This is a genomic window from Limnohabitans sp., from assembly GCF_046052825.1.
Lineage (GTDB): Bacteria > Pseudomonadota > Gammaproteobacteria > Burkholderiales > Burkholderiaceae_C > Limnohabitans.
In genome coordinates this window covers 1-15,835 of sequence record NZ_JAVLFP010000079.1, presented here as the reverse complement: position 1 = coordinate 15,835, position 15,835 = coordinate 1, and the positions used below count along the sequence as shown (strand labels likewise).

Annotated in this window: 16 protein-coding genes; 8 read left to right on the top strand and 8 right to left on the bottom strand. The window is 61.7% G+C overall.

The genetic code is table 11. The features are described 5' to 3' along the window. Window positions 1-74: 74 nt before the first annotated feature. Window positions 75-932: a fumarylacetoacetate hydrolase family protein gene (locus ACKWJN_RS13260; RefSeq protein ID WP_408597632.1), complete on the top strand. Its 858-nt coding sequence runs from the start codon at window positions 75-77 to the stop codon at window positions 930-932. Between the two features lie 47 nt (window positions 933-979). On the opposite strand, the gene ACKWJN_RS13255 is transcribed toward ACKWJN_RS13260, so the two are convergent. Genes ACKWJN_RS13255 through ACKWJN_RS13225 form a run of 7 tightly spaced genes read right to left on the bottom strand, consistent with a single transcriptional unit; the run spans window position 980 to window position 8,026 of the window. Next, window positions 980-1,978, bottom strand: coding sequence for a Bug family tripartite tricarboxylate transporter substrate binding protein (locus ACKWJN_RS13255; protein ID WP_408597631.1), 999 nt, complete (start codon window positions 1,976-1,978; stop codon window positions 980-982). A 32-nt stretch (window positions 1,979-2,010) separates the two neighbouring features. Then, window positions 2,011-2,703: a CoxG family protein gene (locus ACKWJN_RS13250; RefSeq protein WP_408597629.1), complete on the bottom strand. Its 693-nt coding sequence runs from the start codon at window positions 2,701-2,703 to the stop codon at window positions 2,011-2,013. A 7-nt stretch (window positions 2,704-2,710) separates the two neighbouring features. Next, the gene (locus ACKWJN_RS13245; protein ID WP_408597627.1) at window positions 2,711-3,448 is read right to left on the bottom strand and encodes an enoyl-CoA hydratase/isomerase family protein; all 738 of its coding nucleotides are present in this window, start codon (window positions 3,446-3,448) and stop codon (window positions 2,711-2,713) included. Next, window positions 3,445-4,272, bottom strand: coding sequence for an alpha/beta fold hydrolase (locus ACKWJN_RS13240; protein WP_408597625.1), 828 nt, complete (start codon window positions 4,270-4,272; stop codon window positions 3,445-3,447). Before ACKWJN_RS13240 ends, ACKWJN_RS13245 begins: the two co-directional genes overlap by 4 nt. Before the next feature lies 1 nt (window position 4,273). After that, window positions 4,274-6,670, bottom strand: a complete 2,397-nt coding sequence (locus tag ACKWJN_RS13235; RefSeq protein WP_408597623.1) for a xanthine dehydrogenase family protein molybdopterin-binding subunit — start codon at window positions 6,668-6,670, stop codon at window positions 4,274-4,276. Beyond that, the gene (locus ACKWJN_RS13230) at window positions 6,663-7,151 is read right to left on the bottom strand and encodes a (2Fe-2S)-binding protein (RefSeq protein ID WP_408597621.1); all 489 of its coding nucleotides are present in this window, start codon (window positions 7,149-7,151) and stop codon (window positions 6,663-6,665) included. Before ACKWJN_RS13230 ends, ACKWJN_RS13235 begins: the two co-directional genes overlap by 8 nt. A 2-nt stretch (window positions 7,152-7,153) precedes the next feature. Next, window positions 7,154-8,026 carry an FAD binding domain-containing protein gene (locus ACKWJN_RS13225; protein WP_408597619.1) on the bottom strand — a complete coding sequence of 291 codons (873 nt, stop codon included), beginning with the start codon at window positions 8,024-8,026 and terminating at the stop codon, window positions 7,154-7,156. Window positions 8,027-8,204: 178 nt separating this feature from the next. Here ACKWJN_RS13225 and gcvA point away from each other — a divergent pair, with 178 nt between their 5' ends. The 5 genes from gcvA to ACKWJN_RS13200 all read left to right on the top strand — a co-directional run bounded on the left by gcvA (window position 8,205) and on the right by ACKWJN_RS13200 (window position 12,785). Further along, a complete protein-coding gene (gene gcvA, locus ACKWJN_RS13220) occupies window positions 8,205-9,131 on the top strand; it encodes a transcriptional regulator GcvA (RefSeq protein ID WP_408597617.1) in 927 nt (308 codons plus the stop codon). Window positions 9,132-9,228: 97 nt separating this feature from the next. Then, window positions 9,229-10,860 (top strand): UbiD family decarboxylase, encoded by a 1,632-nt coding sequence (locus ACKWJN_RS13215; protein WP_408597616.1) that lies wholly within the window; start codon window positions 9,229-9,231, stop codon window positions 10,858-10,860. Between the two features lie 8 nt (window positions 10,861-10,868). Beyond that, the gene (locus ACKWJN_RS13210; RefSeq protein ID WP_408597614.1) at window positions 10,869-11,474 is read left to right on the top strand and encodes a UbiX family flavin prenyltransferase; all 606 of its coding nucleotides are present in this window, start codon (window positions 10,869-10,871) and stop codon (window positions 11,472-11,474) included. Continuing rightward, window positions 11,471-12,466, top strand: a complete 996-nt coding sequence (locus ACKWJN_RS13205; RefSeq protein WP_408597612.1) for a Bug family tripartite tricarboxylate transporter substrate binding protein — start codon at window positions 11,471-11,473, stop codon at window positions 12,464-12,466. Before ACKWJN_RS13210 ends, ACKWJN_RS13205 begins: the two co-directional genes overlap by 4 nt. 10 nt (window positions 12,467-12,476) lie before the next feature. After that, window positions 12,477-12,785, top strand: coding sequence for a DUF4936 family protein (locus tag ACKWJN_RS13200; RefSeq protein ID WP_408597611.1), 309 nt, complete (start codon window positions 12,477-12,479; stop codon window positions 12,783-12,785). A 92-nt stretch (window positions 12,786-12,877) separates the two neighbouring features. Here ACKWJN_RS13200 and ACKWJN_RS13195 read toward each other — a convergent pair whose 3' ends face one another. Next, entirely contained in the window at window positions 12,878-13,855 is a 978-nt protein-coding gene (locus ACKWJN_RS13195) for an NADPH:quinone reductase (RefSeq protein ID WP_408597609.1), read from the bottom strand. A gap of 217 nt (window positions 13,856-14,072) precedes the next feature. On the opposite strand from ACKWJN_RS13195, the gene ACKWJN_RS13190 reads away from it, so the two are divergent. Both ACKWJN_RS13190 and ACKWJN_RS13185 read left to right on the top strand, forming a co-directional pair. Continuing rightward, complete coding sequence (locus ACKWJN_RS13190; RefSeq protein WP_408597607.1) at window positions 14,073-15,047, top strand: Bug family tripartite tricarboxylate transporter substrate binding protein; 975 nt, start codon at window positions 14,073-14,075, stop codon at window positions 15,045-15,047. An 11-nt stretch (window positions 15,048-15,058) separates the two neighbouring features. After that, window positions 15,059-15,820 (top strand): SDR family NAD(P)-dependent oxidoreductase, encoded by a 762-nt coding sequence (locus ACKWJN_RS13185; RefSeq protein WP_408597605.1) that lies wholly within the window; start codon window positions 15,059-15,061, stop codon window positions 15,818-15,820. Window positions 15,821-15,835: the final 15 nt, after the last annotated feature.

Genomic DNA, 15,835 nt, shown 5'->3' with positions numbered 1-15,835 from the left:
GAGCCTTATCGTCGGCAGCGTCAGATGTGTATAAGAGACAGCAAAATACACAGCACCCCCCAAAGGAACTGACTGTGAAAATTTGTAGATTCGACAACGACCAACTCGGCCTGGTAGAGGCCGATGGTGTGCGTGATGTCACCGCCGCTTTGTCGGTGCTGCCCACCTGCCACTACCCCTTGCCACGCAACGATTTGCTGATCACGCATTTGCCTGCGGTGATGGCCGAGATCACGCGCATTGCACCCACTGCGCCCAAGCTGCCATTGGCCGGGCGTCGCTGGCTGTCGCCGGTGGCCAACCCGGGCAAGATTGTGGCGGCCCCGGTCAACTACAAAAAGCATTTGGACGAAGCCCGCGAGCAAGCCGAGATTCACCACAACAACCAGATTTTGGAAATTCAAAAAATCGGCCTGTTCCTCAAGGCCAACAGTTCGCTGTGCGGTGCCAGTGCCGGTGTGGCTTTGCAGCACCTGGACCGTCGTAACGACCACGAGGCTGAGTTGGTGGTGGTCATTGGCAAGGGCGGGCGCAACATCAAAGCCGCCGATGCCTGGGGCCACATTGCGGCTTACTGCACGGGGCTCGACATGACGGTGCGTGGGCCGCAAGAGCGCAGCCTGCGCAAGTCGATTGACAGCTACAGCGTGCTCGGCCCTTGGTTGGTCACCGCCGATGAAATAGGCCACGCCGACCAGATGGATTTTTCATTGCACGTGAACGGCGAGTTGCGCCAGAAGGCCAACACGCGCGATTTGCTGATTGGCATTCCAGAGCTGATTGAGTTTGCCTCGTCGTACTACAGCTTAGAGCCCGGTGACTTGCTCTACACCGGCACGCCCGAAGGCGTGGCCCCGGTGGTGCCGGGTGACGTGATCACCACCTCGTTCGCAGGCATTGGCGAGATGACGGTGGCTGTGCGCGCGGCTTAAAGCACTGAGCGAAGCCCCAAGTGCTTTGGGGCTTGGGCGCGGCAGGTTTATTCTTTTTCCAAGCCGCTGCGCTTGACGATCTCGCCCCAGTTTTTGAGTTCGCTGCGCAAATAGGCCGCAGCTTCTTCGGGGTTGTTGCTGGTGCGCGGTTGCAGGCCCAGCGACACCAACTTTTGTTCCATGTCGGGTTGCGCCATCACGCTGTTGAGTGCGGTGTGGGTGGCCTTGACCAACTCTTTCGAGGTGCCTGCGGGGTAGAGCATCATCAGCCAGGTCACCGCCGTGAAGTCGGCAAAGCCTTGCTCAATCATGGTGGGCACCGACGACAGCGAGCCGCTCAAACGCTTGGAGCTGCCCGCTGCAATGGCACGCAAACGGCCCGACTCCACATGGGCGCGCACGGCAGAGGCCGTCTCCAGCGCCATCGACACGTTGCCCGAAATCACGTCGGTCAAACCGGCCACGCTGCCTTTGTAGGGAATGTGGGTGATCTTCAAGCCCGCTTTGCGCTTGAGTTCTTCCATGGCCAGGTGCGACACGGTGCCGTTGCCCGACGAGGCGTTGTTGAGCTTGTCGGGGTTGGCCTTGGCGTAGGCAATGAGTTCTTTGAGGTTGTTGACCGGCAAGCTGGGGTTGCACACCAGCACAAAGGGCAGGTCGCCAATCAGGCCCACGGCTTCAAAGTCTTTGCCGCTGTCATAGGGCACGCTCTTGTAGATGTGCGGGTTGGTGGCCACGGCAGACATGTGGGCAATCATCATCACCGAGCCGTTGGTGGGCGACTTGGCCAACTGGCCCAGCGCCAGGCTGCCGCCTTGGCCGGGGCGGTTGTCCACCACGTAGTTGTCGCCGGTGATGGCGCGCATGCGCTCGGCCAACACGCGGGTCACCATGTCGGTGGCTTGCCCCGCCGGGAAGCCCACCACCACTTTCACCACCTTGCCGCTGTCGATGACTTGGGCTTGGCCCCAAGGCGCAGCACCCAGTGCGGCAGCGCCTGCACTGGCCAGCACGAGTTGACGGCGTGAGAGGTGAGAGGGGGTCATGGGTGTGTCTCCTGAATTTTGATGTGTTGCGCTCAATGCATCCAGCGGCCAGCAGCGATGGCAATGAAAGCCCCCAGCAACGCGGCGGGTGCCAACCACCAACCGGGCACCAGGGTGGTGTCGTGTGTGTGGGCAGGTGCCGGGGCAGGGCGCGATGCACCAGTGGGCGCGCTGGCCGATGACCCATGTGATGCGCCAATGCTTGCCGCAGCGGGGGCGCTGGCAGCAGCGGGTGCAGCAGCGGGTGCAGTCGCGGGTGATTTGGCGTTGTCGGGCGCAGCCTCAGCGGGCACCAGTTGCAAACGGAAGGCTTTGAAAAAGTCGTCCGTCATTTTTTTGGCCACGCTGTCGATCAGGCGCGAACCCACTTGGGCCAGCTTGCCACCCACTTGGGCGCGGGCCTCATAGGCCAGCTCGGTGCCATCGGGCGTGTCGCGCAGGGCCACGTTGGCGCTGCCCTTGCCAAAGCCCACGGCACCGCCTTGGCCTTCAAAGTGCATCAGGCACGAGCTGGGGGCATCCACCTCGCTCATGCGCAAGCTGCCTTGAAAGCGCGCACGCAAAGGGCCAATGACGGTCTTGATCGCCACCTTGAACTCGTTGGGCGCGGTCAGCTCCACCGACTCGCAGCCTGGCAAGCAGGCTTTGAGCACTTCGGGGTTGTTGAGCGCAGCCCAAACCACATCGCGTGGCACGGGGATGACTTGTTTGCCAATGATTTCCATAGCGGGCTCAGTGCGCTTTGCGTTTCATGGCGGCCGAGGTGTTGACCATCGAGTGCAGGCTGCGGGCGTAGTCGATCGCGCCTTGCTCGTCCATGCGGGGTGCCACACGCAAGTACTCTTTGAGGCCCAAGATGGCAGGGCGTGGGCGGCTGAGCAAGATCTCGCAAAAGCGCGCCACTTCGGCGTGCAGCTTGTCGGCGGCCACCACGTTGCTGACGATGCCGTAGGTCATGGCTTGCTGCGCGCTGATGAAGTCGGCCGAGTAAGCCATCCACAAAATGGCGTTGCGGTTCATGCGGTCGTAGATCGCAGACATCACCATGGTGGGCATCACGTTGTGCGCAATTTCTGGAATGTTGAAGGTGGCACTCTCGCTGGCAAACGACACGTCGCACAGCGACGCAATGGCAGTGCCAAAGCCCATGCAACGGCCTTCGATCACACCAATCACGGGCACCTTGCAGCTGCGCAGCGCTTTGTAGCTGTTGAAGATCGAGTCGTATTCGTCGCGGCGTGTGTAGGCCTCGGCCGCAGGTGGCGTGGTGCCCGCGTCGCGGATGCGGCCCGTGCAAAAGTCGGGGCCCACGCTGGTGAGGATCACGGCGTCAGAGGTTTCATGCGCGTTCAACACCGCTTCCGACAGGGCAGCGGCCATGCTGTCAGAGGTGCCGTTGTCTTCGGCGCGGTTGAGTTGGATGCGAAGAAGACGACCGTCTTGTTGGATCAGCAGGTGGGGATGGCTCATGGTTGGCTCCAGGCGGGGGTGTTGAAAAAGTGGCGCATCAACGCAGCGTTGAAGGCAGTGGGTTGGTCGATGTTGGGCAGGTGGCCTGCGTCGGCAATGATTTCGAGTTTGGCGTTGGGGATGACCTGGCACAGCGCGCCCATCACCTGTGGGAACACGCCGTCGTTGGCACCCGTCAGCAAGGTGGTGGGGGCTTGAATGCTGGCCGCTTGGGGCAGGTAGTTCAAGGTTTGAATGGCTTGGGCGCAGCCCACAAAGCCTTCCACCTGGGTGGCACCCACGGTGTCTTGGAAACGCTGGGCGGTGTCGGGGTGGGCGTCTAAAAACGCTTTGCCAAACCAGCGCTCGGTGGTGGGCACGGCCAACACGGCGCAGCCATGGGCGCGGGCGGCGTCGATGCGCTCGTTCCACATCGCCCCCGCCGCTTCGGGCATGTCGGCACGGCCGTCGCACAGCAGCAAGCTCAGCACGCGCTCAGGGTGGCGAACGCCCAAACCAAAGCCGCTCATGGCCCCCAGCGACAGGCCCACATAGTGCGCGCGCTCGATGTGCAGGGCATCCAAGATGGCGATGGTGTCGGCCACCAAGTCGTCCATCACATAGGGGGCAGGGCCGGCTTCAGAGCCGCCGTGGCCGCGAATGTCGGCACGCAGCACGCGCCAGCCGCAGGCGGCCAGCAGTTCGGCTTGTTGCGCCCACATCATGCCGGACGACAAGATGGAGTGGCTCATCACAATGACGGGGCCCTGGGGGTTGCCTTGTTCCAGCACCGAGAGGTTGCCCACAGGGCCGGGGATGTGGTGTTGCAGGGGGGTGTGGCTCATGTCAAACATTTCCTTGTCTCTGTTGGAGGGCAGCCCAAATGGCCTGAGGGGTCATGGGCAGATGGTCGATCGAGGCACCCAGAGGTGCCAAGGCATCGTTGACTGCGCTGGCAATGGCAGCAGGGCTGCCGAGGTAGCCCGCTTCGCCCGAACCTTTTTGGCCAAACTCGGTCAAGGGTGAGGGCGTGCAGTGGTCGACGATGGTAATGGCTGGCACTTCGGCCGAGGTGGGCAACAGGTAGTCCATGAAGGTGCCGGCCAGCAACTGGCCTTCGTCGGAGAACGCAAACTTCTCCATCAGCGACGCACCCAGGCCGTGGGCAATGCCGCCGTAGGTCATGCCGTGCACGACGTCGGGGCTGATCATCACGCCGCAGTCGTGGCCGCACACATAACGCTGGATGCTGACTTTGCAGGTCTCGGGGTCGATGCTGGCCAAGATCACGTGCGACTCGAACGAGTGGCAGGGGTACATCTGAATGCGGCCGTCTTCGGTGGGCAAGGCGCCGCCGGTGGGCACTTCCATCACAAACTTTTCTTGCAGGCCTGGCTCCATGTGCTCGGGCAGCAGGTGGTATTTGCGGTGGGCCACGTCCACCAAGGCGTCCCAGCTCATGCGCACGCTGGGGTCGCCGCGCAGGTGCACATCGCCGCCTTCGTACACCAACTGCTCGATGGGTTGCTTCAGGTTGTGGGCCGCAATTTGCAGCAGCTGTTGGCGAATTTTTTTGGCCGCACCTGCTGCCGCGCCGCCCAGCATGATGGCCATGCGGCTGCCCACCGGGCTGTTGGAGGGCAGGGCGTTGAGCGAGTCGGAGTGGATGACGCGGATGCTGTCGGGCGCACGGTGCAAGATTTCGGCCACCACGGTGGACACCAAGGTCTCGTGCGCTTGGCCCGAGGTGGAGGTGGCCATCAAGGCGGTGACGGTGCCGCCCAAGTCCACGCGCACCAGGCACGAGTCCATCCAGGTGGTGGTTTGGTTCTTGGGGTTGAACAGTGGCTCGAACGACGAGTTGCCGCCCGAAGGCTCCAAGCAGGTGGAGATGCCAATGCCAGCCAACATGCCTTGGGCGCGCAGGCGGTCACGCTCTTGCACGATGTGGGTCATGGGCGCGGCGTTGAGGGCTTTGTCCATCACGGTGGCGTAGTCGCCCGAGTCGTAGTGGGTACCGCTGGGGATGAGGTAGGGGAATTCGTCCTTGCCAATCAGGTTGCGGCGACGCAGCTCGATGCGGTCCATCTTGAGAAAGCGCGCCACTTTGTCGATGCCGGTTTCCAGCGCGTAGTTGGTGGGCGATTGGCCAAAGCCACGCACCGCTTCTTGCGGCGTCTTGTTGGTCATCACCGCCAGGGCGTGGTACTCGACGCTTTGAATGCGGTACGGCCCCACGATGGCACCCACGGGCTTGCCCAATTGCAAGGGCGAGCGGCCCGAGTAGGCGCCAATGTCGTCCAAGGCGCGCATGCGCATGGTGCGCAAGGTGCCGTCGTTTTGAAAGCCCAGCGTCACATCAAAAATGCGATCCGGGCCTTGCATGTCGCCGCCGCGCATGTTCTCGATGCGGTCTTCGACAAAGCGCACCGGGCGGCCGATTTTTTTGGCGAGGTAGCCCACCATGATGGAGTGCTTCAAGCCGCGCTTGACGCCGTAGCTGCCGCCCACGTCCACGTCAAAGTGCACACGCACGCCGTTGCCGGGCAAGCGCAGGGCTTTGGCCAGTTGGTCGGGGAACTTGGGCATCTGGATCGAGGCCCACACATCCAGCACTTCGGTGGCGTCGTTCCACTCGCAGGCCACTGCAAAGGTTTCGATCGGCACGGTCGAGTTGCGTGCCCAACGCACGCGGTAGCTCAGCTGGTGGTCGCACTTCGCAAAGTCTTCTTCGACCGGGCCCCAAACGAACTTGCGGTCAAAAATCAGGTTCGAGCCGTGGGCGGGGTGCACCAGCGGTGCGTCGCTGTGCAGGGCGGCTTCGGGGTCCACGATGTGGGCGGTTTGTTCGTACTCGACCATCACCAGCTCGGCGGCGTCTTCAGCCAGGGCGCGGGTGTCGGCCACCACCGCAGCCACCCATTCACCGGCGTAGCGCGCCACGTCCGAAGCCATCGGAAAGCGCGTGACCTGTGGCGCATCCACACCGGGCAACACCGGGTCGGTGGCGGCGCGCAGCTCAGCACCGGTGACCACCGCATGCACGCCGGGCATGGCCAGGGCTTGGCTGGCGTCGATGCTCAAAATTTTGGCGCTGGCATAGGGGCTGGCCACCAAGGCCACGTGCAGCATGCCTTGGCGGTGGATGTCGGCGGCGTAATGGCCTTGGCCCACCACAAAGCGTTTGTGCTCCACCGCGCGGCGGTGTTTGCCGATGTAGCGGAAAGGGCTGGCGTCACTCATGGCTGTGCTCCTGGGGGGCGGTGGCGTGCATCACCGCGTCCACAATTTGTTGGTAACCGGTGCAGCGGCACAGGTTGCCGCTGATGGCTTCGCGCACTTGCGCCTCGCTGGGGTGCGGGGTGTGCGCCACCAAGGCGTGGCACGCGATCAACATGCCGGGCGTGCAGTAGCCGCATTGCAGCGCGTGTTTTTCGCAAAACGAATCTTGAATCTTGGACAGGCAGCCGCGCTCGGGTGCTAAGCCTTCGACGGTGGTGATGTTCATGCCATCGGCTTGCACAGCAAACATGCAGCACGAGCGCACGGGTTCGTCGTTGAGCAGCACCGAGCAAGCACCACACACGCCGTGTTCGCAACCCACGTGGGTGCCGGTCAGGGCCAGCTCGTCGCGCAGAAAGTCGACCAGGGTGGTGCGAGGCTCAACGTCGCGCTGTTGCAAGACGCCGTTGACGCGGATTTGGACGGTCAGTTTGGAGGGCATGGTCATTCTTTCGGGGAAGCGGCTAGCAACAAGACACGGGCCAACAAGGCGGCGGCCAAGTGGCGGCGGTAGTCGGCGCTGGCGTGCATGTCGCTGCCGGGGTCACAGGTTTGGGCGGCGGCGTGGGCCACGTCTTTGGCCAGCTCGGGGCTCAGGCGTTGGCCCACCAGCTGTTGCGCGAGCTCTGCAAACACCAGCGGTGTGCCGCTGACGCCACCCAAGCCAAAGCTGGCACGGGCGACCAAGCCTTGGGCATCGAGTTGCACCTGGCAAGCGGCCGAGGCCATGGCGAAGTCGCCGTGGCGAATGGCGGTTTCTTGAAAGGCCGAGCGAATGTGCGTGCCTGGCCAAATGGGCCAGTCGATGCGGCGCAGCAAATCGGTGTCGCCGATGGCGGTGAACATGGGGCCTAAGAAGAAGTCTTCAGCCGCAACCGCGCGCGCGCCGTCTTCGGCGTTTTCAAGGTGCAGGGTGGCACCCAAGATCAATGCAGCCAGGGGCAACTCAGCCGAGGGGTCGGCGTAGGCCAAGCTGCCGCCCACGGTGCCCCGGTTGCGGGTTTGTTGGTGGCCCACCCAGTACAAGGCTTGGTGAATCAGGGGCAGTCGCTGGCCGATCTCGGCATGGCGCTCTACCTCGCACTGGCGCACCCCGGCACCCAGGGTGAGGGTGTCGGGCGTGAGGCTGATGGTGCGCAGGGCGTCGAGGCGGTGGATGTCCACCAGCAACTCAGGCCGCGCCAAGCGCATGGCCATCATGGGCACCAGGGTTTGGCCACCGGCAATCAGCTTGGCGTCGCCGCCGTGTTGTTGCAGCAAGCTCAGGGCGTGCGCGACGTTGTCGGCACGGATGTAATCGAAGGCGGCGGCTTTCATGGGCTGATGTTCCGAATGGCTGTGGGGGTGTGCTGACTATTTCTCACGCGCGGCTCCTTCTTGGGTCGGGCCAGAGTGTCGGTTGAATTGCCCCCTGGGTGCAATTCAGTAATATTCACGTTGCATGAGAAAATCTCATACGCTAATCCATCCCTCCTGACTAACATGGCCGCCACTTATGAGAAAACTTCCCCCTTTGAATGCGGTGCGTGCATTTGAGGCGGCGGCGCGTCATGTGAGCTTCACCAAGGCGGCCAAAGAGCTGTTTGTCACGCACGGCGCGGTCAGCAAGCAAGTGGCCGTGCTGGAGGCCTGGCTGAGCACCCCGTTGTTCAACCGCAGCCAGTCGCAGCTCAGCCTGACCGATGCCGGGCGCACGTTTTTGACCGCAGTCACCCCGGCCCTGGACCGCATTGCGGTGACCGCCATGCAGTTGGTCGAGCAGGCCGAACCCACGGCCTTGCGCATCAACGCACCCCCGACCTTCACCATGCGCTGGTTGATTCCGCGCATCTCGGCGTTTCAAAAGCGCCGGGGCGGGGTGGAGGTCAAGCTCACCACGTCCACCGCGCCAGTCAACTTTGAAGAGCGGGGCTACGACGTGGCCATTCGCGGGGCCCACGAGCCCTTGCCTGGCATGGTGTCGGTGCCGTTCATGACTGAGACCATCGTGCCGATTTGTCACCCCGACCTGTTGGAAGGCGGGCGTCTCAAAGACCCGGTCGATTTGGCGCAGCACACCCTCATCAGCTACGACACCGAACCCCTGAATTGGGCCGAATGGTTGGCCTTGGCGCAGGTGCCCCAGACCCAACAGCCCAGCAAAAGCTTGCAGTTTGAGCAGATGTACTTTGCTTTGCAGGCTGCGGCCGAAGGCTTGGGGTTGGTCTTGGTGCCCTTGTTTTTGGTGGCCGACGACGTGATTGCCGGGCGCTTGTGCGCGCCCTTTGGTTTGCGGGTGGCGCGGCAGCGCCGTTACTTTGCCAACTCGCCCTTGGGGGCGGCGCAAAACCCCGTCATTGAGAGTTTCAGTGATTGGTTGGTCAAAGAGGGGCAAGACACCGAGCGCTCCATTGCGCAGTTGGCCGACACCATGAAGTGGTGAGGGTGTGAGTTTTTCTCGGGTATTGCCCGATGTGGGGTGACACCGTTCAAGGCATCATCGGCGCTTGCGTTTTTTTCTACTTGATTGACGATCTCTCATGAGCCAACACACCACCGGTTACCCCGATTTGCACGACCACTTGGAAGAGCTCAAGCGCCGCGGCTTGCTGCAAGTGATCGACCGCCCCATCGACAAAGACTCTGAGCTGCACCCCTTGGTGCGCTGGCAATTTGTGGGTGGCATGGACGAGGCCGAGCGCAAAGCGTTTTTGTTCACCAACATCGTCAACGCCCAAGGCCGCAAGTACGACATTCCGGTGGTGGTGGGCGCACTGGCCGCCAACCGTGAGATTTACAGCGTGGGCATGGGCTCGTCGGTCGATCAAATTCAAGCCCGCTGGGACCACGCCATCAACCACCCCATCAAACCGCGCATGGTCGAGAACGCACCTTGCCACGACGTGATCCACGAAGGGGCCGACTTGCAAGGCGAGGGCAAGGGCTTGGACATGTTGCCCATTCCCATTTCCACCCCGGGCTTTGACAGCGCACCCACCCTGACGGCCACCAACGTGATCACGGTGGACCCTGAGACCGGCGTGCAAAACATGGGCACCTACCGTTGTGCCCTGAAAGCGCCCGACCGTTTGGTGGTGCGCATGGCCACCCGCGTGGGCGGTGCCGGCGGTTACCTGCACTACCAAGCCTGGAAGAAGGCCGGACACAAAACCATGCCTTGCGCCATCGTGCTGGGCTGCCCACCGTATGTGGCCTTCATGGGCCCGCAAAAACTGCCCATCGGCATGGACGAGTTCGATGTGGCTGGCGGTTTGGCTGGCGCGCCGATTGAAGTGACCCAGGCCCGCACCGTCAACCTGCGCGTGCCGGCACAAGCCGAGATCGTGATTGAAGGCCAAATCGATTTGGAATTTTTGGAGCCCGAAGCGCCGTTTGGCGAGTCGCACGGCCACGTGGCACTGGAAGAGTTCAACCTGCCCATGACCATCACGGCCATCACGCACCGCGCCAAGCCGGTGATTCCGTCGTACATCAGCCAGGTGGCACCGAGTGAGTCGAGCGTGATCAAGCGGGTGGCCTACGAGCCCTTGTTCTTGGCGCACTTGCGCAATGCCTTGGGCATTCGCGGCGTCAAACGCGTGTCGCTGCACGAGCCGCTCACGGGCTTGTTGCGCGTGACGGTGATCACCTTCGAGAAGAACACGCCCAAGACCGAAGTGTGGCGCGCCCTGTATGGCGCAGCCTTCTTCAAAGGCGACTGCGGCAAGATTTGCATTGCGGTGAACGAGGACATCGACCCCGACAACGCCGATGCGCTGCTGTGGGCCATGGCCTACCGCATGAACCCGGTGGTGGATGTGCAAACGCTGGAGCACCGGGGCCAGGGCCACGGACCCAAGCGTGAGTTGGACGGCGAAGAAGACTCCACCTTGCTGATGGACGCCACCATGAAGGGCGACATGCCGCCACTGGCCTTGCCCACCAAAGAGTACATGGAGCGCTCCAAAGCCATTTGGGAAGAGCTGGGCTTGCCCAAGCTGCGCCCCCAAGCGCCATGGTTTGGGTATTCGCTGGGCGACTGGTTGCCCCAATGGGACGCTGCGGCCTTGCGCGCGGCCACCGGGCGCTACCTGGAGAACGGTGCCATCAGCCTGAAACAACAACGCAACGATGTGAAGGCCGAAAGCAAGTTTCGTCCTGACGAGCAGTGAGCGCTGCCATGACCAGCCCTTCCAGCAAAACACCCCGGCGTTTGATCGTGGGCATCAGCGGTGCGTCGGGCATTGTGTACGGCGTGCGCATCTTGCAAGCCTTGCAACACAGCGACATCGAAACCCATTTGGTGATGAGCGACTCGGCGCGTTTGACGCTGACCGCCGAGACCGACTACACCCACAAAGAGGTGGAGGCCATGGCCTTTGAGGTGCACAACGCCAAGAACATCGGGGCCACCATTTCGTCCGGGTCGTTCAAGACCATGGGCATGGTGGTGGCGCCGTGTTCGATTCGCTCGCTGTCTGAAATTGCCTACGGCATGACCACCAGCTTGTTGTCGCGTGCGGCTGACGTGGTGCTCAAGGAGCGTCGCAAATTGGTGTTGATGGTGCGTGAGACACCGCTGCACGCCGGCCACCTGAAAGCCATGACGCAGGCGTGCGAGAACGGAGCCATCCTCATGCCACCGGTGCCCGCTTTGTATGCGCGGCCCCAAACCTTGGACGACATGGTCAACCACACGGTGGGCCGGTGCCTGGACCTTTTTGACATTGAGACAGACCTGGTGTCCCGCTGGGCGGGCATGGGCAAAACAGGAGACAAATCATGACCTCTTCAACACGCACCCTCTGGGCCTGCCTGGCGCCTTGGATGCTCAGTGTGGGGCTCATGGTGGGCGCCACTGGCGCGCAGGCGCAAGCCAACAACTACCCCAACAAGCCCATCCGTTTGGTGGTGGGTTACGCCCCCGGTGGCGTGGCCGACATCACGGCGCGCATGGTGGCGCAAAAGTTGTCTGACGCAATGGGACAACAGGTGGTGGTCGACAACAAACCCAGCGCGGGCGGCATTGTGGCGGGTGAAACCGTGGCCAAGGCCGACCCCGATGGTTACACCTTGCTGCACATGAACTATGGCAACGCGGTGAGTGCGGCCATGTTCAACAAAATGCCCTACGACATCAAGCGCGACTTTTTGCCGATCTCGGCCATGGGCTTTTTTGATGTGGTGATGTTGGTGGACAAAAGCTCTGACATTCAGAGCGTGCAAGACTTCATCGCCAAGGCCAAAGCCAACCCCGAGAAGTACAACATTGGCACCGTGAGTTTGGGCAGTGGCCAGCACATGTCGGCCGTGTTGTTCAAAAGCCTGGCCGGCTTGAACACCACCATCGTGCCTTACCGCACCACACCGTCGTTGATGCTGGCGCTCAAGAGCAAAGACATTTCGGTGGTGTTTGAAATCATCTCGCCCGCCATGCCTTTGATTCGCAGTGGTGAGATCAAAGCCATGGCCGTGTCGTCAGGCACGCGTTTTCGTGGCTTGCCCGAAGTGCCCACCTTGGCCGAGAGCGGAGTCAAGGGCTACAACGTGACGGCCTGGAACGGCGTAGCCGCACCTGCCAAAACACCACGCCCCATCATTGAACGCCTGAACAAAGAAATCAACGCCGCCTTGGCCTTGCCCGATGTGCGCAGCAAGTTTCAAGAAGTGGGCATCGATGCACGCGGTGGCACCCCCGAAGAGTTGCGCGACATTTTGTCGAGCGAGATCGACAAGTGGAACAACTTGGTCACCACCATGAAGCTGGAGCGCCAATAAGGCAAATGTCATGAGCACGCCACACCCCCACACCGGCATCACCTTGTTTGTGTATTACAAGCTGCCGCTGCAAGAGCATGCGCAGTGGGTGGAGCGGGTGCGCGATTTTCAAGACGCGGTGGTGCAAGCTTGGCCCGGCATGACGGTGGAACTGTTGCAGCGCCCTGAGCCTTCGGCCGAGGGTTTGGAGACCTGGATGGAAGTGCACCGCCATCCGCAGGGCGTGACCCCCGAGATGATGGCCTCGGTGGCGAGCTTGGCGCAAGCGCATGGCTTGCCGCCCAAACGCGCGGCCGAGTTGTTTGTGCCTTTGCACTGACCGGGGGGGCGTGCATGCAGCACGCATGCAGCACTTATGAAGCGTTCATGGCGCTTGCATGAGGCGCTGCGCGAGGTGCGCAGCGCGTGCCGTCAGAGCGTGATCACCACGTTGCCCATCACCTGACCACGCTCCACCGCTTGGTGGGCTTGGACGATGTCTTGCAAAGGGTATTGCGCTGCCACGGCGTGCACCAAGGCTTTGTCTTGCAAGAGCTGGTTCAAACGGTTCAGGCCATGTTGGCGGTCAGCCTCCGTCAAGTCGTAGACCAAGAAGAACTTCATGGTGATGGAGTTCCACAACAAGGGCCGGAAATTGACCGCCACCTCGCCCGCCACATTGGAGCCATAGCACACCAGCGTGCCGTGGCGCTTGAGGCTGCCGTCGGCCGTGAACTGCTGGGACGTGGAGAAGTCCATGTCGATCACCACGTCCACCCCTTGGCCGTTGGTGAGCTGTTTGATCTTGTCGCGCACCGATTCGGTTTTGTAGTGGATGACTTCATGCACGCCAACACGGCGCACATGCTCGGCTTTGGCTTCAGAGCCCACGGTGCCAATCACGCGTGCTCCTTGCAGCACCGCCAGTTGTGCGGCGTAATGCCCCACCGCCGACGAGGCGGCCACCACCAGCACGGTTTTGTCTTTCAAGTCCCCGGCCAAATGGATGGCTTGAACCGCAGTCAGGGCCGGAATGCCAAAGCACGCGGCGGCGGCAAAGTCGATGTGATCGGGCAGGGCCACCGCCTGTTGCTCGGGCAGTGTGATGAATTCACAGGCAGTGCCCCAAGGGCGTTGCCACTGACCATTCCAGATCCACACGCGCTCGCCAATGCGCGCAGACGACACGCCGGTGCCCACCGCGTCGATCACGCCTGCGCCATCGCTGTGCGGAATGATTTCGGCATCGGTGATGGGCCGGGTTTTGCGCGACTTCACGTCCGAGGGGTTGACGCCTGAGGTGGCAAGTTTGACGCGCACCTCACCGGCGGCGGGTTGTGGGGTGGGCAGTTCACCGAACTTCAACACGTCAACGGCTTCACCGTTGTGGCTGTACCAAGCAGCTTTCATCACGAGGCCTTTCGAAAGGGAAGGGAATAGTTCACACGCGCGCATGCTTGGCTGTCGCACACGGCACAGGTCTAGGTACAAACGACCACGACGAGGGCCCGACTCTAAACCCAAAATTGCCGCTTTCGTCGAGAGTGAGAGATGTATGCGACTTGCGTCAGGCGAATCGATTTCGAGCCAAGCTGTGATTTGCTTCAACCATCCAAAGGGGATTTTCATGAAACAGTTTTTACGTGCCGCAAGTTTGGCACTGGCGGTGCTGAGTGCGCCTGGTCTGTGCGGGGCACAAGCGTTTCCGTCCAAGCCGGTGCGCATCGTGGTGCCTTTGTCGGCGGGTGGTCCGGTGGACGTGATCGCGCGTGCGCTGTCGGCACGCCTGACCGAGACCTGGGGTCAGACGGTGGTGGTGGACAACCGCCCAGGGGCCAACGAAATTGTGGGGGCTGAAAACATTGCCACCTCCAAAGGCGATGGCTATTCGCTGTTGATGGCCACAGACCCTGTGATTTCACAAAACCAATTTTTGTTTTCTAAGTTGCCCTATGACCCGGTGAATGCGTTCGCGCCGGTCACGCGCATTGCGGTGGCCAACATGGCTTTGTTTGTGCCCGCCAGCATGCCGGTTAATACGGTGAAAGAGTTTGTCGAGTACGCCAAGCAACGCCCGGGCAAAGTGGCTTATGGCTCGACCGGCATTGGCAACGTGACCCATTTGTCGATGGCTTGGCTGGAGAACCGTGCCGGCATCACCCTGAACCATGTGCCCTACAAAGGTTTGGCACCCGTCATTCAAGACATGCTGAGTGGCCAAATTGAGGCCGCGTTTGGTGCGGTGTCGGTGTTGGACCAACACATCAAAGCAGGCAAGCTCAAAGCCTTGGCCATTTCGGGTGCGCAACGCGCCAAGTTGTTGCCCAATGTGCCGACCTTGATTGAGTCGGGTTTTGAAAACATCGACGCCAACTTCAACATTGGCTTGTTTGCGCCGCGCGAAACGCCCAAAGACGTGGTGGCCAAGATTGCGGCAGATGTGCAACGCATCGTGCGTGACCCGGCCTTCCGTGAGCGCTACATCGACGCCTATGCGTTCGAGTTGGTGGCCAGCTCGCCCGACGAGTTTGTGGCCTATGCCACGCGCGACCGCGTGCGCCAAGAGCAACGTATCAAAATTTCCGGCGCCAAGCTGGATTGAATGGAGCAGTCATGGCCTTGTTAGACGGTAAGGTGTGCGTGGTCACCGGAGGCGCAGGCAGCATTGGCTTGGCCTCGGCCCAACGCTTTTTAGAAGAGGGCGGCAAGGTGATGTTGGTTGACCTCGACCTCAGCGCTTTGGAGGCGGCGGTGCAAAGTTTGAACAGCCCGCATGTGTTTGCCTTTCCTTGCGACGTGACCGATGCGGCGCGGGTGGCGGCTTCGTTTGAAGCCATCGTGGCCAAGTGGGGCAAGATCGATGTGATCTTCAGCAACGCGGGCAATGCCGGCCGCAATGCGCGTGTGGAGGAGTACCCCGAAGACATCTTCGACACCACCTTGACGATCCATGCCAAAGGCGCATTTTTGGCCTGCAAGTACGGGCTGCCGCACATGAACGATGGGGGCAGCATCATCATCACCTCCAGCATCTCTGGCGTGCGCGGAGGTGCGGGTGTGAACATGGCGTATGTGACGGCCAAGCATGCGCAAGTGGGTGTGATGCGTGTGGCCTCGCGTTCGGCAGCATCGCGTGGCATTCGGGTCAACAGCATCCACCCTGGCCCGGTTGACAACGCGTTTCAAACTGGCATTGAGGTGGAGATGGGCAAGATGCTGGGCATCAACGTGACTGAGCAACTCAACCAAGCCGTGCCTTTGAAGCGCCATGCCTCAGCGCGAGAAATTGCTGGCGCGGTGCTGTATTTGGCCAGCGACTTGAGCACCTATGTCACGGGCACGGTGCACATGGTCGATGGTGGATTGATGAGCTAAAGCCTGTCTCTTATA